This window comes from Streptomyces albidus (ex Kaewkla and Franco 2022) (assembly GCF_013870515.1).
GTDB lineage: Bacteria > Actinomycetota > Actinomycetes > Streptomycetales > Streptomycetaceae > Streptomyces > Streptomyces albidus.
Genome location: NZ_JACBXA010000092.1, coordinates 1 through 19544, shown reverse-complemented (window position 1 = coordinate 19544; position 19544 = coordinate 1). Strand labels below are relative to the sequence as shown.

Below are 19544 nucleotides of genomic sequence, written 5' to 3'. Positions count from 1 at the left end.
GAAGGGTTCTGCATCGGCAGACCGGCGGCTACGTCCCCGCCGTCAGTCGGCCGACGTCCCCGCAGCGACCGGCTGCTGGGCCGAGCCGCCGCCCGCCTTCGCCGGACCGGTGCCGGAGGGCGTGGAGTCGAGCGCGCGGAGGATGTTCTCGACGCTCTGCTTCGCGTCCCCGAAGAGCATGCTGCTGTTCTCGCGGAAGAACAGCGGGTTCTGAACGCCCGCGTATCCGGAGGCCATCGACCGCTTGAAGACGATGACGTTCTCCGCCTCCCAGACGTGCAGCACCGGCATGCCCGCGATCGGGCTGGTCGGGTCCTCGGCCGCCGCCGGGTTGACGGTGTCGTTGGCCCCGATCACGAGGACGACCGAGGTGCTGTCGAAGTCGTCGTTGATCTCGTCCAGTTCGAGCACGACGTCGTAGGGGACCTTCGCCTCGGCCAGCAGGACGTTCATGTGCCCCGGCAGCCGTCCCGCGACCGGGTGGATGCCGAACCGGACCTCGACGCCCCTCTCGCGCAGGACGCGGGTCAGCTCGGCCACCGGGTGCTGGGCCTGGGCGACGGCCATGCCGTAGCCCGGGGTGATGATCACCGACGTGGCCTCGCCGAGGAGTTCGGCGGCCTCGTCCGCGTTGGTCTCACGGTGCTCGCCCTGCTCGGCGTCTCCGCCGGCGGGGGCCTCGATGCCGAATCCGCCGGCGATGACCGAGATGAACGACCGGTTCATGCCCTTGCACATGATGTACGAGAGGTAGGCACCGGAGGAGCCGACCAGGGCCCCCGTGACGATGAGCAGGTTGTTGTCGAGGAGGAAGCCCGCAGCAGCGGCGGCCCAACCCGAGTAGCTGTTGAGCATCGAAACCACGACGGGCATGTCGCCGCCGCCGATCGCGGCGACGAGGTGCAGGCCGAGGGCGAGCGCCAGCACGGTGACGGCGATCATCAGACCGAGGCTGGGCGTGATGGTGAACCAGACCGTCAGTGCCACGAAGGCGGCCAGCGCACCGAGGTTGAGCGCGTTCTTGCCCGGCAGCATCAGCGGCGACGACTTGATCCGCGCCGACAGCTTGAGGAAGGCGATGACCGAACCGGTGAAGGTGACCGCGCCGATGAAGATCCCGATGAAGACCTCGGCATGGTGGATCCGCAGGAGTTCACCGGCGACGTGGGTCTGTGCGGCTCCCTTCGCCTCGACCTCGAAGTAGCTGTTCCAGCCGACGAGCACCGCCGCGACACCGACGAAGCTGTGCAGGATCGCGATGAGTTCCGGCATCTCGGTCATCGCCACGAGGCGGGCGCGCCACAGGCCGATCGCGCCGCCGAGCACCATGGCGAGCAGTATCAGGACGGTGGCGGTGGAAGAGATCTCCCCCGCGGCGAGGACGATGGTGGCGATCAGCGCCAGACCCATGCCGGCGATGCCGAAGACGACGCCGGCCCGGGAGGTCCGGTGCTGGGAGAGCCCGGCCAGGCTCAGGATGAACAGCAGAGCCGCGACGATGTCTGCGGCCTGGGCAGTGGTGGTGGCATTCATGGGGCTTCAGCCTTTCGAGAACATGCCGAGCATGCGGCGGGTCACGGAGAAGCCTCCGAAGATGTTGACGCTCGTGAGCAGGATCGCCACGAACGACAGGACCGTGACGGCAGGGCCGACATGACCGATCTGAAGCAACGCTCCGACGACGACGATCCCGGAGATCGCGTTGGTGACGGACATCAGGGGCGTGTGCAGCGCGTGGTGCACCTTGCCGATGACGTAGTAGCCGATGACGACCGCGAGCGCGAACACCGTGAAGTTCCGGGCCAGTTGTGGGGGCGAGACGGCGATGAGCAGGAACATCGCGGCCATGCCGGCGGCGATGAGGCCGTACCGCCCGGCCGCGGTGAGGCGCGGTTTCTTCGGTTCCGCCGGCTCCGGGGGCCGGGCGTCCGCGGGAGCGGCCGCCGTGCCTGCCGAGACCTGTACGGGTGGCGGCGGCCAGGTCTTCTCACCGTCGCGCACGACCGTGACGGACCGCTGCACGACGTCGTCGAAGTCCACGTGCAGCTGCCCGTCCTTCTCCGGCGTGAGCAGCTTCAGAAGGTTGACCAGGTTGTTCCCGTACAGCTGCGAGGCCTGGGCGGGAAGCCGCCCGGGAAGGTCGGTGTAGCCGATGATCGTCACGCCGTTGCCGGTGACGACCGACTTGCCCGGGACCGTCCCCTCGACGTTGCCGCCCTGTGAGGCGGCCATGTCGACGATGACGCTGCCGGGCTTCATGCCGGCGACGTCGGCGGCGGTGATCAGCCGGGGTGCTGGCTTGCCGGGGATGAGCGCCGTGGTGATGACGATGTCGACGTCGGCGGCCTGCTCGGTGTAGATCTCGGCGGCACGGCGGTCGTACGCCTCGGACGTCTGCTTGGCGTATCCGTCGGTCGAGGCCTCCTGCTCCACCTCGACGGCGAGGTACTCCCCTCCGAGCGAGCGCACCTGGTCGGCGACCTCAGGACGGGGGTCGGTGGCCCGTACCACCCCGCCGAGGCTGCTGGCGGCGCCGATCGCCGCGAGGCCCGCCACTCCCGCACCGGCCACCAGGACCTTGGCCGGGGGTACCTTGCCCGCGGCGGTGACCTGGCCGGTGAAGAACCGCCCGAAGACGTGGGCGGCCTCGACGACCGCGCGGTATCCGGCGATGTTGGCCATGGAGCTGAGCACGTCCAGCGACTGGGCGCGCGAGATCCGCGGCACCGCGTCCATGGACATCACCGTGACCGGACGCTGCGCGAGCTCGTCCAGCAGGCCGGGGTTCAGCCCGGGGCCGATCATCCCGATCAGGGTCCCGCCGTCGCGCAGCCGCCCGATCTCCTCGTGCGAGGGCTCGTTGATCTTCAGGAGGACGTCCGTCCGCCAGGCGTCGCCGATCCGCGCTCCCGCCTCGCTGTACTGCTCGTCGGAGAACCCGGAGGCCACGCCGGCCCCGGACTCGACGACGACCTCGTAGCCGAGCTTCAGGATGTTGCGGACGCTGTCCGGCGTGGCCGCCACCCGGGTCTCCCCGGGCTTCGACTCGGCAGCGACACCCACTTGCTGCGGATGTGAATCTGACATCGGTCTCCCTTTGCGGGTGTTGGCGATCTGCGGTCCGGCCGGTGATGCGCCGGCGGACGACAGCGGACGGGCTGCTCAGGGGTACTTTTCGTAAGTCGGTGTGACGGGAGGGGTCGCGAGTGTTCCCCGCGGCGCCCGGCTCGGTACGAATGACCGGCACTTCCCGTACGTACGGAACGATGATGTATCCGAGGTGCCGCTGACCAGGCGGACGGCATGCCGGTGACGGAGGTTACGGCGGCCGCCGTGGTGGTGGGAGCTGCTACGCGGTGGATCCGTGGTCCGCGGGACGGGCCCGCTCATGGGATGTGGATCAGACCCTCGCGAGAATCTGCGAAGGCTTGGCGGGTGCCGACGAGAAGTGGCCGGCACCGGCGAGCGCGAGATGCGTGGTGTCCGAGGGGGGACTTGAACCCCCACGCCCGATAAAGGGCACTAGCACCTCAAGCTAGCGCGTCTGCCATTCCGCCACCCGGACAAGGGTCATCGCCCGGCATCAGCCGCGGCGACGTGCACCACCATACCAAGCTTTCGGAGCAGCTTTCACCTCAGTAATGCCACGTGAGGGGCTGCACGCGCGCCCGGCGAGGTCTTCCCTGGCCGCCCTCTGGAGACGTGGTCCGTCATGCCGCCGCCTGTACGGGCTCGTCCTCCGGCAGAAGCCGGTAGGCAGGGAAGTTGCCGGGCAGGCGCTCACCGGACGGGCCGTCCGTGACGGCCCTGACGAGGAGCTCACCGCCGACGAAAGCACCCCGCCACGAGGCACCGAAGCCGCCGAAGAGCTCGTCACGGTCACCGCGGGAACGCGGCTCTCCGTGACCGGTCTTGAAGGCGCTGATCCGAGGTGAGAGCCGGTCGAAGACGTCACGGTCGTCCGTGGAGAGCGTGGCGACCAGGGCGCCGTCGCCGGCGTTCATCTCCGTCAGCAGTTCGGCCTCGGTGTCGACCAGGACGATGCTGTCCACCGGCCCGAACGGCATCTCGTGGTGCAGCGACGAGGACGGCGGCGGGGAGAGGAGTGCCGTCGGCGGAAGGTAGGCCGAGGTGTCCTGCCCCGGCAGGAAGTTGCCCACGTCCAGCGACCCCCGGTACAGCGGTACGGCTCCGCGGTCGACGGCGTCCCGCGTGCGGTCGGCCAGTTCCTTCGCCTTGGCCGCGCTGATCAGCGGTCCGAAGTCCAACTCCGGGTATGGGGCCTCCCCACCGGAGGTAGGGGACGGGGCCTCCCCACCGGAGGTAGGGCATGGGGCCTCCCCACCGGAGGTAGGGCATGGGGCCTCCCCACCGGAGGTAGGGGACGGGGCCTCCCCACCGGAGGTAGGGGACGGGGCCTCCCCACCGGAGGTAGGGCATGGGGCCTCCCCACCGGAGGTAGGGAATGGGGCCTCCCCACCGGAGGTAGGGGACGGGTCGTCGGCCAGTTCGACCGCCAGCGGGTGCCCGAACCGTACGGAGCCGACCGCGGGGAGGTACACGGCGAGGAAGTCGTCGAAGAGCGAGCGCTGCACGACGAAACGGGAGTAGGCGGTGCAGCGCTGCTTGGCGTACTGGAAGGTCTTGCGGATCAGGCAGGCGAGGGCTTCCCAGTCCGAGAACCCCCAGACGCCCCAGCAGTTGAGGCCTTCCTGTTGCATGATGTGGCGCCTGCCGAGGTCGGCGGCGGCGGTCGCCTCGCGTGCGCCGGAGTCCCGGCCGCCGACGAAGGACACGCAACCGATCTCCGGTGCGCGCACGAGCACTTCGGCCGGCTCGCGGCCGTCGGCGCTGACCAGGGAGAGGGGCAGTCCTTCGCGTACGGCCAGGGCGCAGGCCAGCGTCAGGCAGGCCGGCCCAGCGTCGGCCGGGGCCTTGGCGATCACCGCGTTGCCGGCGAGGGCCTGGACGAGCATGGCGTGGACGAGCACGCTCATCGGGTAGTTCCAGGCGGCCATGTTGCTGACGGGGCCCGGAAGGGACGTACGACCGTCCAGCATCGTCTCGGCGTTGTCGACGTACCAGCGCACGCCGTCGACGGCCCGGTCGACGTCGGCCTGGGCGAGCTTCCAGGGTTTGCCTATCTCCCAGACGAGCAACAGCGCGAGGAGTTCGCGGTGTTCGGCGAGGGAGTCCAGCGCGGCGGCGACGCGTGCACGGCGTTCCTGCAACGGCACGTGGCGCCATGCCCGGTGCTGGTCGAGCGAGGCGGAGACGACCTGGCGGGCGGCCGCCGCGTCGAGAACCGGCGGACCGGCGATCGCCGTCCCGTCGACGGGACTCGTGGCGGGCAGCTGTTCGCCGTCGGCATGCCAGCTTCCGCGCCACAGGTTGAGAACGCGGTCGTCCGTGAACGCCTCGGGCGCGACGTTCAGGCAGCGGCGCCAGGCGTCGCTCCAGGCGGTGCCGGGCTTGAGGGCGAGCGAGGGGGGAGTCGGGGGCGGCGGGGGCGGGTGTGCGTGGCCCATCGTTCTTCTCCGCTCTCGTTGCACTACGGGGCGGGTTGCGGAAATTGGCAGGGGTCATCCGTACCGGCCGGGGACGCTCCGACCTTATTACTGGACGGTAGCTTGTTGTCCCCGGCGGCACACCAGCCTCTGCACGGATATGTGGAACGTCACGTAAGCCGGTCGAGCACGAGGCGCGCCGTTTCGGTCGGCGTGGTGCCGACCCGTACGCCTGCGGCCTCGAGAGCTTCCTTCTTCGCACGAGCGGTGCCGGACGAGCCCGAGACGATCGCCCCGGCGTGCCCCATCGTCTTGCCCTCGGGGGCGGTGAACCCGGCCACGTACCCGATGACGGGCTTGGTCACGTTCTCCTTGATGAACGCCGCCGCACGCTCCTCGGCGTCGCCGCCGATCTCTCCGATCATCACGATCAGATCGGTCTCGGGGTCTGCCTCGAAGGCGGCGAGAGCGTCGATGTGCGTGGTGCCGATGACGGGGTCGCCGCCGATGCCCACGCACGAGGAGAAGCCGATGTCACGGAGCTCGTACATGAGTTGGTAGGTGAGGGTGCCGGACTTGGAGACGAGCCCGATGCGCCCGGGCTCGGGCGCGATGTCGGACGGGATGATGCCCGCGTTGGACAGGCCCGGGCTGATCAGCCCCGGGCAGTTGGGGCCGATGACGCGCGTGCCGCGCTCCTGTGCGTACGCCCGGAAGGCGACCGCGTCGTGCACGGGGATGCCCTCGGTGATGACGACGGCGAGCCCGATGCCGGCGTCCGCCGCTTCCTGAACCGCCGCCTTGGAGAAGGCCGGTGGGACGAAGAGCACCGAGACGTCGGCCTCCGTCGCCTCACGTGCCTCCTGCACCGATCCGAAGACCGGTATGGAGCGGCCGTCGACGTCGACTTCCTGGCCGGCCTTGCGCGGGTTCACGCCGCCCACGATGTCCGTGCCGGAGGCCAGCATCCGGCGCGTGTGCTTCATGCCTTCCGCGCCGGTCATGCCCTGGACGATGACTTTGCTTTCCTTGCTGAGGAAGATCGCCATTTGGTCTCCCGCCTCCCTATGCGGCTGTGGCTGTGGACGTGGCCAGTTCGGCGGCGCGCTGGGCGGCGCCGTCCATGGTGGTCCGCTGCTCCAGCAGCGGGTGCGGGTTCTCCTCGAGGATCGTCCGGCCGCGGACGGCGTTGTTGCCGTCGAGCCTCACGACCATGGGCTTGGTCAGCCGGATCTGCCCCAGGGCCTGGGTGATGCCCTCCGCCACGGCGTCGCAGGCGGTGATGCCGCCGAAGACGTTGACGAGGAGAGACTTCACGTCCGGGTCGCTCAGGACGACGGAGAGTCCGTCGGCCATCACCTGCGCCGAGGCCCCTCCCCCGATGTCCAGGAAGTTGGCGGGCTTGGCTCCGCACCCGTCGACGACGTCGAGGGTGGACATCACCAGCCCCGCGCCGTTCCCGATGACGCCGACCTCGCCTTCCAGCTTGACGTAGTTGAGGCCCTTTGCTGCGGCCTCCGCCTCCAGGCGGCCGTGCTCGTCACTCTCGGCGGGGCTCGAAGGGTCTCCCCAACGGGCCTGCCGGAAGCGGGCGTTGTCGTCGAGGGTCACCTTGCCGTCCAGGGCGACGATCGCGCCGTCCGCCGTACGGACAAGGGGGTTGACCTCGACGAGCAGTGCGTCCTCCGACTCCAGCACACTCCAGAGCTTGCGCAGCACCGGCGCGACGTCGGCGGGCAGCCCCGCGGCCGCCGTGATCTCGGCTGCCTTCTCGTCGGTGACTCCGGTGGACGGGTCGATCGGGATGCGGGCGACGGCCTCGGGGCGCGCCTCCGCCACCTCCTCGATCTCCATGCCGCCCTCGGCCGAGGCGATGGCGATGAAGCCGCCCGCCGCCCGGTCCAGAACGTAGGAGACGTAGAACTCCTCCTCCACCTGGACCGGCTGGGCCAGCATCACGCTGTGCACGGTGTGGCCCTTGATGTCCATGCCGAGGATCTGCCGGGCGGTGATCTCGGCCGCTGCCGCATCAGCCGCCTTCTTCACGCCGCCGGCTTTTCCCCTGCCTCCTGTCTTCACCTGCGCCTTGACCACGACGCCGTGCCGGTCGGCGCCGAGCCTCTCGGCCGCCTCGCGAGCGGCGCTGCCCGTGTCCACGACCTCCGCTTCAGGCACCAAGACGCCGTAGCGATCGAAGAGTTCCCTCGCCTGGTGTTCGTAAAGGTCCACGTGTGCTCCTCGGTCGATCTTCGAAACGATCGGTGCACGCCCCCTGGACATCGCTCACTCGATGCGGGATAACAAGGTTCATACAGTATTCGTCGACTGTATGCAATCTGCTCTGACCTTGCTTCACCCCTGACGAGAGGACTCGTGAGCCCATGCCCGACGACAGCCGGAAGTGCCTGGAAAACCGGGACCTGACATCCGGCAGACGCCTGGTCGCCAACCTGCCCTTCGTGGGGATCGTCGGCAGCAACTCCTCGATGCACCAGATCCGCCACGGCCGGAAGGCCGGGTACGGGGAGGCACGCGAGCGGATCGGCAACACCCTGGGCGACGTGCCCTACGGCCAGTTCGCGCGGATGCCCGACGGCCACGGCCAGGAAGGCCGCGAACTCTCCGAGACCGGGCCCGCGTTCGAGCGTGCCCGTGCCTCAGGCAAGCCGTCCCTGGTCGACGTGTGCGTCGACCCGGACGCGTACGCCGCCGGATCCATGAACCAGACAAAGTACAAGTGAGGTGACTGCTGTGACCGACGTGACCGGTACGACGTCAGTGACCACCGAGAAGGCGCTGGACGGAATCCGCGTACTGGACATGACCCACGTCCAGTCCGGACCCTCCGCCACCCAGCTGCTCGCCTGGCTCGGGGCGGACGTGGTCAAACTCGAGGCCACCTCCGGGGACATCACCCGCAAGCAGCTGCGGGACCTCCCCGACGTGGACTCGCTCTACTTCACGATGTTGAACTGCAACAAGCGCAGCATCACGCTCAACACGAAGAGCGACCGCGGCAAGGAGCTGCTGACGGAGCTGATCCGGCGCAGCGACGTGCTGGTGGAGAACTTCGGCCCCGGTGCGGTGGACCGGATGGGCTTCACCTGGGACCGCATCAAGCAGATCAACCCCAAGTTGATCTACGCGTCCATCAAGGGCTTCGGCGAGGGTCCGTACACCAGCTTCAAGGCGTACGAGGTCGTCGCGCAGGCCATGGGCGGCTCGATGTCGACCACCGGCTTCGAGGACGGGCCGCCGCTGGCGACCGGTTCGCAGATCGGCGACTCGGGCACCGGCGTGCACACCGTCGCCGCGATCCTCGCCGCGCTGCTGCAGCGCGAGCGTTCGGGCCGCGGCCAGCGCGTGAACGTGGCGATGCAGCACTCGGTGCTCAACCTGTGCCGGGTCAAGCTGCGTGACCAGCAGCGGCTGGCGCACGGCCCGCTCGGCGAGTACCCGAACGAGGACTTCGGCGACGAGGTGCCGCGTTCGGGCAACGCCTCCGGCGGCGGCCAGCCCGGCTGGGCGGTCAAGTGCGCGCCGGGCGGCCCCAACGACTACGTGTACGTGATCGTGCAGCCCGTGGGCTGGGAGCCGTTGACGAAGCTCATCGGCCGTCCCGAACTCGCGGACGATCCGGACTGGAGCACGCCCGAGGCGCGGCTGCCGAAGCTGAACAAGATGTTCCAGCTGATCGAGGAGTGGTCCTCGACGATGCCCAAGTGGGAGGTGCTGGGCGCCCTGAACGCCCACAACATCCCCTGCGGACCGATCCTTTCGACGAAGGAGATCGTCGAGGACGAGTCCCTGGCCGCCAACGGGATGATCGTCGAGGTCGAGCACCCCGAGCGCGGTTCCTTCACCACCGTGGGCTCCCCGATGAAGCTCTCGGACTCCCCCGTGGAGATCACCTCCTCGCCGCTCCTGGGTGAGCACAACGAAGAGGTCTACATAGGCGAGCTGGGCCTGGGCGAGGAAGAACTGGCGCTGCTCAAGACGAACGGAGTGATCTGACCGATGGCGCAGGACAAGAAAGACAACCTCGCCACCCCGGACAGGGAAGCGGTACGTGCGGTGCTGGACGCCGCTCGCGCCGAGGGCCGCACGTCGCTGACCGCCCCCGAGGGCAAGCGCGTCGCCGACGCCTACGGCATTCCCGTACCGGACGAGGGGCTGGCGGAATCCGCCGACGAGGCGGTGCAGTTGGCCGACAGGCTCGGCTTCCCGGTCGTCATGAAGATCGTCTCACCGGAGATCCTGCACAAGACCGACGCGGGCGGTGTCCGCGTGGGCCTCTCCTCCGCCTCGGAGGTGCGCAGCGCGTACTGCGAGATCGTGGGCAACGCCCGCGACTACGACGCCAAGGCGCAGATCCTCGGCGTGCAGGTGCAGCAGATGGCGAAGCCCGGGCAGGAGGTCCTGGTCGGTACCGTCACCGACCCGACCTTCGGCAAGGTCGTCGCCTTCGGGCTGGGCGGCGTGCTGGTGGAGGTCCTCAAGGACGTCACCTTCCGGCTGGCTCCGGCCTCCACCGAGGACGCCATGTCGATGCTGGACGGCATCGGGGCGGCGGAGATCCTCAAGGGCGTACGCGGCAGCAAGCCGGTCGACCGTGACGCGCTGGCACGGGTCATCGTGTCGGTCTCACAGCTCACGCACGACTTCCCCGAGCTGGCCGAGGTCGACCTCAACCCCGTCTTCGCCTCGCCCGACGGCGCGATGGCGGCCGACATCCGCATCCTGCTCACGGACGGGCAGCCCGCGGAGCGCCGGCGCTACACGCCCGAGGAGATCCGCGTCTCGATGCGACGGCTGATGAAGCCGAGTTCGGTCGCGGTGATCGGTGCCTCCAACGAGCAGGGCAAGATCGGCAATTCGGTGATGCGCAACCTCGTCGACGGCGGCTTCGCCGGGGAGATCCACCCCGTGAACCCCAAGGCCGACGAGATCCTCGGCCGCAAGGCCTACAAGTCGGTCACCGACATCCCGGGCGACGTGGACGTGGCGGTCTTCGCCGTGCCCGCCAAGTTCGTGCCGGACACCCTGGAGGCGGTCGGCGCCAAGGGCATCCCGAACGCCGTCCTCATCCCCTCGGGTTTCGCCGAGACCGGTGAGGTGGAGCTGCAGGACAAGATCGTCGCCATCGGCGAGAAGCACGGTGTGCGGCTGCTCGGGCCGAACATCTACGGCTACTACTCGACCTGGCACGACCTGTGCGCCACCTTCTGCACGCCCTACGACGTCAAGGGCGGTGTGGCGCTCACCTCCCAGTCGGGCGGCATCGGAATGGCCATCCTCGGCTTCGCGCGGAGCACCAACACCGGTGTCTCGGCGATCGTCGGCCTCGGCAACAAGTCCGACCTGGACGAGGACGACCTGCTCACCTACTTCGCTGACGACCCCAACACCGAATGCATCGCCATGCACCTTGAGGACCTCAAGGACGGGCGGGCGTTCGTGGAGGCCGCCAGGGAGACGGTGCCCAAGAAGCCCGTCGTCGTGCTCAAGGCCGGCCGCACCAGTGCGGGCGCCAAGGCCGCCGGCTCCCACACGGGGGCTCTGGCGGGCGACGACGCGGTCTACGACGACATCCTGCGGCAGGCCGGCGTCATCCGGGCGCCGGGCCTCAACGAGATGCTGGAGTACGCGCGGGCGCTGCCCGTGCTGCCCACGCCGCAGGGCGACAACACCGTCATCATCACCGGCGCGGGCGGCTCGGGAGTCCTGCTCTCGGACGCCATCGTCGACAACGGAATGTCTCTGATGGAGATTCCGCCGGACCTGGACGAGGCGTTCCGCGCCTTCATCCCGCCGTTCGGCGCCGCGGGCAACCCGGTGGACATCACCGGAGGCGAGCCGCCTTCCACGTACGAGTCGACCATCCGGCTCGGCCTGGAGGACCCGCGTATCCACTCATTGGTCCTCGGCTACTGGCACACGATCGTCACTCCGCCCATGGTCTTCGCGGAGCTGACGGCCAGGGTCGTCGCCGAGGCGCGGGAGAAGGGAATCGAAAAACCCGTTGTGGCCTCCCTTGCTGGCGACGTGGAGGTCGAGGAAGCATGCGCGTACCTCTTTGAGCGAGGAGTGGTCGCGTACCCGTACACGACTGAGAAGCCCGTTGCCGTACTGGGAGCCAAGTACCAGTGGGCACGGGCGGCCGGACTTCTGTAAGTCCGGGCCGCGGAGCTGCTCCGTGGTGGTGGGGCCTTGCGCCCCGCCACCGCGGCGGGGCCCGGCGGCGATCAGAAGGACTCCGCAATCCGCCTGTTCGCCGCTCGAGCAGACAACCGAACGCAGCACCGCGACACAGCACCAAAGCAAGAGATCCGTCCAGGGGGCGCTGGCCAGACTCTCTCCACGCAAGGGGTGCAGCACATGACAACAACAGAAGCACCAACGACCCTCCCGTACAGGGAGGTGACGGACAAGAACGGCCGGACCTACCGCATAGGCGAGTCCGACATCGACATCATGGGACGCCGTCGCCGGTGGATGGTCCTCCTGCCGTGGGTCGGCATGATGGGCATCTCCTCGGCGGAGTACGCGTTCGCTTCCGCGGAGGACACCCTCCATCACGCGCACGGCTGGAACAGCCTGCACATCTTCTGGATCATGGGTGTCTGGGTCTTCTTCCAGGCCGCCGTGGCCATGCCCGTCGGGCATCTGCGTGAGTCGGGCAGGTTCCCGGCACGCAAGGCGATGATGTGGGGCGCTGTCGGTACGTTCCTGGGCTATCTCTCGCTCGCATACGCGGAGAACCCGATCTGGGCCTACCTCGGCTTCGGCATGTTCAGCGGCATGGGCGCCGGCGCTGTCTACGCGACCTGCGTGAACATGGTCGGCAAGTGGTATCCGGAGAGGAAGGGCGGCAAGACCGGGTTCGTCAACGGCGGTTTCGCCTACGGCTCGGTGCCCTTCGTGTACATCTTCACCGGGTTCATGGACGTGGGGAACTTCAAGTGGGTCCTCGTGGCCGTGGGCGTCTTCCTGGCCCTCCTCGTCGCCGCTGCCGGCTTCTTCTTCAAGGACCCGCCGAAGAACTGGTGGCCGGCGCACGTCGACCCGCTGAAGGCACCGGACGACCCGCGTACCCGCCGCGCCTTGGAGAAGAACCCGCCGGCGGTCAAGCAGTACACCCCCAAGGAGGCCCTCAGGACCGGCCGCGTGCCGCTCATGTGGTTCTGCCTGCTGTGCACCTCCGGCGTGAACATCTTCGGAATCGCCTTCCAGGTGCCCTTCGGTGACGACATGGGCTTCGCCGGCGGCATCGTCGCCACCGCCATGTCGCTGAAGGCCATCGTCAACGGCACCGGCCGCGGCGTGATCGGCTGGCTGTCCGACCGGTACGGCCGCAAGGAATGCCTGATCTTCGTCTGCGTCGTGCTCGGCCTGGCGCAGTTCGGCGTCCTGCTGTCCGGACAGGCGGGGTCGATGCCGCTGTTCCTGCTCTGCTCGATGATCTCCGGTTTCGGCGGCGGAGCGATCTTCCCGCTGTTCGCGGCGCTGACCGCCGACTACTTCGGTGAGAACAACAACGCCACCAACTACGGCCTGATCTACAGCTCGAAGCTGCTGTCCGGTCTCGCAGGCGCGGGCCTCGGCTCGCTCGTGGTCGCGTCATGGGGATACGGCGGTGCGTTCGGCATCGCCGGTGGCATCTCGATGTTCGCGGGTGTCGTCGCCCTGTTCCTGCATCAGCCGGGACGGCCGAAGAAGTCGATGATCAAGCCCAACCCGCAGCCGATAGGCGGCGAGTGAGGTAACGGAGAACGACAGATCCGACAGCTGCAGGGCCACCCGCCTCCCATGGGTGGCCCTGCAGCTGTCTGTGCTCCGCCTCTCCAGTGCGTAGTGCCTAGTGCCCGCTGCCGCGCAGCGACCGCAGATGCGCGGCGGAGCGGCGGGCGGTCCTGAAGGAGTCCTCCGGCTGGTCGTGCTCGACGAGCCAGTTGTGCCTCTTGCCACCGTGGGTCCTGCCGACCTTCGTCAGGAAGCGCCGGTAGTCGATGTCTCCGTCACCGACGTCCACCATGCGGTAGCCGTCGTCGGAGGTCTCGTCGTGCTCACCGTCCTTGACGTGGAAGAGCGGGTAGCGGTGCGGCTGCTTCAGGACGTAGTCCAGCGGCTCGAAGGGCGCCGGGGTGCCGTCGGGGCGGACGCTGAAGCGGTACTGGCCGGCGTAGGCCCAGTAGATGTCCATCTCCAGGTAGACCAGTTCGGGGTCGGTCTCGGCCAGCAGCACGTCGTAGAGGCGTACGTCCGGCCGGTCCTCGGCGAAGCCGAACTCCATCTGGTGGTTGTGCTGGTAAAACTTCAGGCCGCGCTTCCTCGCCGCGGCTCCGTAGGTGTTGAAGTCCTCGGCGGCGCGCTTCCACGCGTCGACCGTCCTGCCGTAGCGGTCGGGGCTCGCGGCGGTGCCCACGTGGGGCAGCCCGAGCGCGGCCGCGTCGTCCACCACCTTCTCCAGCTGGGTGGCGAAGGTGTAGTCGTCGGGGTTGTCGGAGTGGTAGCCGACGTGGCTGCCGATGCCGCGCAGTCCGTGCTCGCGCAGCAGCTTGCGCAGCCCGGCCAGCGTGATGTCGCCGGTCCCCTGCGTGTAGCCGGCGAACTCGACCTGTTCGTAGCCGTGTCGCGCCAGCTCCTTGAAGACGGCGGCGAATCCGAGGGCCTGCACCTTGTCGCGGAGCGTGTAGAGCTGGATGCCCAGCCGGCCCTTGGGCACGAGGGGGTCGCAGCGGTCCCGGTCGGCGGCGGTGGCGGCCGCGTGCGCGGGGGCCGCGGCGCCCAGCAGTGAGGCCATGGCGGTGCCGGCGGCGACACCGAGGAAGCCGCGACGGCGCAGGCGTGTGGACAGTTCGGGGTCTTGGGGCGTACGTCTCATGTGAGCTCTCCCAGAGCGAGATCCAGTAGCAGGGCCTTGACGTCGGTGGCGGCGAGGGGACCTTCGGCGGCGCCGGGCCTGGAGCAGATGAACACCGGCCCCTGGTCCGTACGTTCGGGGAGCCGGCCGTGGCTGCCGCGCACCGGGGACGGGTCGAGCGGAACGACGGCCATGCGGTAGCGCATGCCGGTCTTCTTGCGTGCGAGCGCGGTGGCGGCGCGCAGTCGCACATACGGGTCCAGCGGGTCCATGAACAGCTCGGCCGGGTCGTATCCGGGCTTGCGGTGGATCTCGACCAGCTGGGCGAAGTCAGGGGCGTGGGAGTCCTCCAGCCAGTAGTAGTAGGTGAACCACGCGTCGGGCTGAGCGACGGCGACGAGCTCGCCGGAGCGTGGATGGTCCAGGTGGTGGTCCTTCTTGCCGCGCTCGTCGAGGAGTTCGGCGATGCCGTCGAGTCCGGCGAGCGCGTCGCGGGTGGCGGGGAGGTCGGCGGGGTCGCGTACGTAGACGTGCGCGAGCTGGTGGTCGACGACCGCGAAGGCGCGGGAGGTCGTGGGGTCCAGGTACTCCATGCCGTCCTGGGTGTGCACCTCCAGCAGCCCCGCCCGGCGCAGGGCCCGGTTGATGTCCACGGTGCGGCTCACGCGGGTGATGCCGTACTCCGAGAGCGCGACGACGGTCCGGCCTTCGGCTCGGGCGTCGGCGATCAACGGGGCGAGTTCCGCGTCGAGTTCGGCGGCGGCCCGGTGCGAGCGGGGGTCGTCCGGACCGTAGCGCTGAAGGTCGTAGTCGAGGTGGGGGACGTAGGTGAGGGCGAGGTCCGGTCTGCGGGTGCGCAGCAGGTGCCGGGTGGCGTCGATGATCCAGCGGGAGGAGACGAGGTCGGCGCCGGGGCCCCAGAAGTGGAAGAGCGGGAACGTGCCCAGGGCGTCGGTGAGTTCGTCGTGCAGCTCCGGCGGACGGGTGTAGCAGTCGGGCTCCTTGCGTCCGTCGGCGTAGTAGACGGGCCGCGGGGTCACCGTCCAGTCGGTGTCGGCGCCCATGGCGTACCACCAGCAGACGTTGGCGACGGTGTAGCCGGGATAGCGCGCCCGGGCGGCGTCCCACAGCTTCTCCCCGCCGACGAGTGCGTTGTGCTGGCGCCACAGCAGCACCTCGCCCAACTCGCGGAAATACCAGCCGTTCCCGACGATGCCGTGCTCGGCGGGAGGCACACCCGTGAGGAACGTGGACTGGGCGGCACACGTGACGGCGGGCAGCACCGTTCCCAGCGGGGTGTAGGTGCCCTCGTCCGCGAGGGCGCGAAGTCCGGGCATGTGGGCGAGCAGTTGAGGGGTGAGCCCGACGACGTCGAGCACGAGGAGTGGGTCGGGCGCCCTCTTCACGGCAGCTCCTTGAGGCCTAGGTCGATCAACATCTCGCGTGCGACGTCGAGTTCGGCCGCGATGCCGTCCGCCAGCTGTGCGCGGGTGCGCGGACGGGACCCGGCGGGGAGGGCCTGCCAGGTGTAGGTCTCCACCTCGAGATGACGGGTGAGCGGTTCCGGGACGCCCACGAGCCCGGCCAGCGTCGCGCGCAGGACGTCGAGTGTGGAGCTCAGCGGCGGGGCCGGCGATGCGTGCAGCGGTACGTGGAAGTGGGACCGCCAGGGCACGGTGACCGGCAGCGCTCCCGGCACGAGTGCGTCCGCGAGGTCGTCGGTGGCGCGTATCCCCTGTGGCGTCGAGGCTCGGGTCTGGTGCAGGAAGCGGGGTTCGGCGAAGTCGGCGAGCGCCTCCGGAACGCCCTCGCCATCGGGGTGTTCGGCGTGCAGCGCCGCGGAGAGCTGACTCTTCACGACGGGGATGCCGGCACCCGCGAGGGCGGCGAGGGCTTCCTCCGGTTCCTCGAACTGGGTGGCCAGATGACAGGTGTCCACGCACACGCCGATGCGGTGCGCGGGCGGGGCGCCGTGGCCTGTCAGCGCTTCGACGGCGTCGGCCGTGGTCTCCACGGTGCAGCCCGGCTCGGGTTCGAGGCCGATCCGGATGCTGCGGCCGGTCAGTTCCTCCAGGGCGTCCAGGCGTCCGGCGAGCGTGCCCAGCGCGTCCAGGGCCGAACGGCGGCGCTCCGGCGTGAAGTCGGTGCGCCATGCCAGCGGAAGCGTGGAGACGGTGCCTTCGACGGCGTCGTCCGGGAGCAGCGAAGTCAGCAGGCGTGCCAGGTCGGTGGTGTGGTCGAGCCGCGCGGGCTCGGTCCAGTCCGGCCTGTAGACGCGGTACTTGACGCGCTGGTCCCCGAAGCCGCGGTACGGGAAGCCGTTGAGGGTGACCACCTCCAGTCCGCGGCGGTCGAGTTCGGCCCGCAGCGTCCGTACGGCGGAGGGGTCGGCCGTGAGGGTGCGGGCGGCGTCCCGGGCCAGCCACATGCCGATGCCGAGGCGGTCGCGGTGCAGGCGGCGGCGTACCGGTTCGGCGTGGTCGCGAAGCTGGCTGAGCACGCCGGCTAGGTCCTCGGCGGCGTGCACGTTGGTGCAGTACGCGAGGTGGACGGTGGAGCCGTCGGGGTGTCTGAAGCGCATGGCAGCGAACCTCCCCTCATTCCCCGCCGCGCAGAATGGAGTTGCCCTCGTGCGTGACGGCCGCCGGATCAGGTGCGAGGTCGAGTTCGAGGCGTCCGCTCTGCCCGTAGAAGGCGACGGGGTTGCGCCACAGCACCTGGTCGATCTCGTCGTCGGTGAAGCCGGCGTCGAGCATGGCGTCGCCGACGGCGCGTGTCTTGAGGGGGTCGCTGCGGCCCCAGTCGGCGGCGGAGTTGACCAGGACGCGCGCGGTGCCGTGCAGGCGCAGCAGCCGGACCATGCGGTGCTCGTCCATCTTGGTGTCGGGGTAGATGGAGAAGCCGAGCCAGCAGCCGCTGTCGGCGGCCTCGTCGACGGTGGCCTCGTTGAGGTGGTCGAGCACGACCCGCTCCGGCGGCAGTCCGGACTCGCGCAGTACGTCGAGCGTGCGGGTGAGCCCTGCGGCCTTGTCCCGGTGGGGGGTGTGGACCAGCGCGGGAAGGCCGTGGTCGGCGGCGAGTTGGAGCTGCGCGGCCAGCGCCGTGTCCTCGGCGGGCGTCATCGAGTCGTAGCCGATCTCGCCCACGGCGACGACTCCGTCCTTGACGAGATAGCGGGGCAGTTCGTCGAGTACGGGCAGGCAGCGCGGGTCGCCCGCCTCCTTGGGGTTGAGGGCGATGGTGCAGTGATGGGCGATGCCGTGCTGTGCCGCGCGGAAGGGCTCCCATCCCAGGAGGGAGTCGAAGTAGTCGTAGAAGGAGCCGGGAGAGGTGCGGGGCTGGCCGAGCCAGAAGGAGGGTTCGACGAGGGCGCGTACGCCCGCTTCGTACATGGCGGCGTAGTCGTCGGTGGTCCGCGAAGTCATGTGGATGTGCGGGTCGAAGATGCGCATCAGAACTCCTCGGGCGGGTGAGCGGGGGCAGACTCCAGGGCCAGTTCCAGGACGTGGTGCAGGTCTTCCGGGACGGAGCGGCCCGCGGCGGTGCGTTCGTGAGCGAAGTCGCGGAGCATGCGGGCCAGTTCGGCGTCTCCGCGGGCACGGCGGGCCAGGTCGTTAACGGACCGGACGGGGACGCCGGTGAAGAGGCACTTCAGTACGGCGTGCCGCCAGCCGTGCCGGTCGAGGTGTGCCGCGGCGTAGCGACCCACGGCGGCGCGGATGAGGGTGGTGTCGTTGGCACGCAGCGCGTCCTCGACCAGCGGGACGGCGTCGGGGGTCTTCCCGACGGCCATGTGCGGCAACGCGCGGAGCACGGCAGCACGTTCCGCGGCGGTGCCCTGGTGGTAGAGGCGGGTCAGGGTCACCGTGTCCGGGCCCGCCGAGTGGAGCAGCAGCACGCGGGCGTCGAGTGCCGCTGCGCGCCCGCACTGCCGGCCCGCGGAGGCGAAGTGCAGCTCCCACGTGGACTTCTGGGGCTGCGCTTCCGCTTCGGCCAGTGCCTGGCGCAGCCATTCGCGGGCGGGGGCGTCGAGTTGCTGCTCCAGTCTCGGCGCGATGTCCCCGACGGCTTCCTGGTCCGGGTCGCGAGGATTCAGCACGGCGCGCCTCCAGGGGATGTGCTTCCAGTACCGCTGCCGTGGGCCCGGTCGCTCCCTTCCGCGTCGCGCAGGAAGCGGATGGCGTCCTGCGCGCGGGAGGGGCCCGCGTGCGAGTCGCGGGGAAGCTCGACGGTGACGAGCCCGGCGTAGCCGGTCCCCCGCAGCGCGGCCAGCACCGGTGCGACCTCCAACTCGCCCTCGCCGAAGGGCAGATGCTCGTGCACACCACGTCTCATGTCCTCGATCTGTACATGCCGCAGCCACGGGCCGGCGGATTCCACGCACGCCTGCGGCGACCGGGGCTCCAGGCACAGGCAGTGCCCGACGTCCAAGGTCAGTCCGAGCCCTTCGGGTTCGCCGAGGGTGGTGCGCAGCCGGTGGAAGGCGGCCAGGTCGTCGAGGAGGTGACCGGGTTCGGGCTCTACGGCCAGCGGGACGCCGGTGGCGTTCGCGGCCGAGAGCAGCGCGTCGACACCGTCGGCGAAGCGGGGCCAGGCCGTGTGCTTGTCGGTTCCCTCCGGCAGGACGCCGCTGAAGAAGTGCGTGGCGTGCGCGCCCAGATCGGCCGCGACGCGCACGGCCTTCAGCAGCAGGTCCAGGCGTCTCGCACGGGCGTCCGGGTCGGGATCGAGCAGGGTGGGGTGGTGCTTGCGCCGGGGATCGAGCACGTAGCGTGCGCCGGTCTCGACGGTGACGCTGAGGCCGTACCGCTCAAGTGCCTTCCGCACGGCGGCTGTTCGCCGCGGCAGGCCGGGGGCGAGCGGGTCGAGGTGCATGTGGTCGAGGGTGAGCCCGACCCCGTCGTAGCCGAGGTCCGCGAGGACGCCCAGGGCGTCCTCCAGGCGCAGGTCTGCCAGGCCGTTGGTGCCGTAGGCGTAGCGCAGGGGGGCGTGGCCGGTCATGTGGGGCTGACCTTCCGTGAAAGCCGTCGGGCGAGGGGGAGCAGTGCGAGCAGCGCGGAGGCGGCGGCGGGCCGTCCCGCGCGCGCGGCCAGAGCGGCCTGGAGCGGAATGGTGGCGCGGATGCCGCCTCCGACGGCGCGCTGGAGAAGCGGGGGTGAGGGGTTGAGCGCGGC

Annotated in this window: 14 protein-coding genes, 1 tRNA gene and 1 pseudogene; 4 read left to right on the top strand and 12 right to left on the bottom strand. The window is 69.7% G+C overall.

Features of this window, described 5'->3' with window-relative positions:
• Positions 1-42 precede the first annotated feature (42 nt).
• The 6 genes from pntB to sucC all read right to left on the bottom strand — a co-directional run bounded on the left by pntB (position 43) and on the right by sucC (position 7736).
• Positions 43-1533: a Re/Si-specific NAD(P)(+) transhydrogenase subunit beta gene (gene pntB / locus H5J26_RS15780; RefSeq protein WP_181766491.1), complete on the bottom strand. Its 1491-nt coding sequence runs from the start codon at positions 1531-1533 to the stop codon at positions 43-45.
• Between the two features lie 6 nt (positions 1534-1539).
• Complete coding sequence (locus H5J26_RS15775; RefSeq protein WP_181766490.1) at positions 1540-3087, bottom strand: Re/Si-specific NAD(P)(+) transhydrogenase subunit alpha; 1548 nt, start codon at positions 3085-3087, stop codon at positions 1540-1542.
• A 390-nt stretch (positions 3088-3477) separates the two neighbouring features.
• Positions 3478-3565, bottom strand: a tRNA-Leu gene (locus tag H5J26_RS15770).
• 145 nt (positions 3566-3710) lie between these two features.
• Positions 3711-5528, bottom strand: coding sequence for an aldehyde dehydrogenase family protein (locus tag H5J26_RS31525; protein ID WP_235980744.1), 1818 nt, complete (start codon positions 5526-5528; stop codon positions 3711-3713).
• Between the two features lie 149 nt (positions 5529-5677).
• Positions 5678-6556 carry a succinate--CoA ligase subunit alpha gene (sucD, locus tag H5J26_RS15760; protein WP_181766489.1) on the bottom strand — a complete coding sequence of 293 codons (879 nt, stop codon included), beginning with the start codon at positions 6554-6556 and terminating at the stop codon, positions 5678-5680.
• A gap of 16 nt (positions 6557-6572) precedes the next feature.
• A complete protein-coding gene (gene sucC, locus H5J26_RS15755) occupies positions 6573-7736 on the bottom strand; it encodes an ADP-forming succinate--CoA ligase subunit beta (protein WP_181766488.1) in 1164 nt (387 codons plus the stop codon).
• Between the two features lie 218 nt (positions 7737-7954).
• On the opposite strand from sucC, the pseudogene H5J26_RS15750 reads away from it, so the two are divergent.
• The 4 genes and pseudogenes from H5J26_RS15750 to H5J26_RS15735 all read left to right on the top strand — a co-directional run.
• Positions 7955-8248 (top strand): annotated as a pseudogene (locus H5J26_RS15750) (acetolactate synthase); the annotation flags it as partial.
• 37 nt (positions 8249-8285) lie between these two features.
• Entirely contained in the window at positions 8286-9521 is a 1236-nt protein-coding gene (gene frc, locus H5J26_RS15745) for a formyl-CoA transferase (RefSeq protein ID WP_181766493.1), read from the top strand.
• A gap of 3 nt (positions 9522-9524) precedes the next feature.
• Positions 9525-11681, top strand: a complete 2157-nt coding sequence (locus H5J26_RS15740; protein WP_181766487.1) for an acetate--CoA ligase family protein — start codon at positions 9525-9527, stop codon at positions 11679-11681.
• 204 nt (positions 11682-11885) lie between these two features.
• Positions 11886-13268, top strand: coding sequence for an OFA family MFS transporter (locus tag H5J26_RS15735; protein WP_181766486.1), 1383 nt, complete (start codon positions 11886-11888; stop codon positions 13266-13268).
• 97 nt (positions 13269-13365) lie between these two features.
• On the opposite strand, the gene H5J26_RS15730 is transcribed toward H5J26_RS15735, so the two are convergent.
• From H5J26_RS15730 to H5J26_RS15705, 6 genes are read right to left on the bottom strand one after another with little or no spacing between them, the layout of a single operon-like run.
• Positions 13366-14391, bottom strand: a complete 1026-nt coding sequence (locus H5J26_RS15730) for a sugar phosphate isomerase/epimerase family protein (RefSeq protein ID WP_181766485.1) — start codon at positions 14389-14391, stop codon at positions 13366-13368.
• Positions 14388-15776 (bottom strand): nucleotide pyrophosphatase/phosphodiesterase family protein, encoded by a 1389-nt coding sequence (locus H5J26_RS15725; RefSeq protein WP_181766484.1) that lies wholly within the window; start codon positions 15774-15776, stop codon positions 14388-14390. Before H5J26_RS15725 ends, H5J26_RS15730 begins: the two co-directional genes overlap by 4 nt.
• Positions 15773-16951, bottom strand: a complete 1179-nt coding sequence (eboE, locus tag H5J26_RS15720; protein WP_181766483.1) for a metabolite traffic protein EboE — start codon at positions 16949-16951, stop codon at positions 15773-15775. Before eboE ends, H5J26_RS15725 begins: the two co-directional genes overlap by 4 nt.
• Before the next feature lie 16 nt (positions 16952-16967).
• Positions 16968-17822: a TatD family hydrolase gene (locus tag H5J26_RS15715; RefSeq protein ID WP_181766482.1), complete on the bottom strand. Its 855-nt coding sequence runs from the start codon at positions 17820-17822 to the stop codon at positions 16968-16970.
• On the bottom strand, positions 17822-18469 hold the full coding sequence (locus H5J26_RS15710; RefSeq protein WP_419183805.1) for an EboA domain-containing protein: 648 nt from the start codon (positions 18467-18469) through the stop codon (positions 17822-17824). The genes H5J26_RS15715 and H5J26_RS15710 overlap by 1 nt, the downstream gene beginning before the upstream one ends.
• The gene (locus tag H5J26_RS15705; RefSeq protein WP_181766481.1) at positions 18463-19371 is read right to left on the bottom strand and encodes a sugar phosphate isomerase/epimerase family protein; all 909 of its coding nucleotides are present in this window, start codon (positions 19369-19371) and stop codon (positions 18463-18465) included. The genes H5J26_RS15710 and H5J26_RS15705 overlap by 7 nt, the downstream gene beginning before the upstream one ends.
• Positions 19372-19544 lie beyond the last annotated feature (173 nt).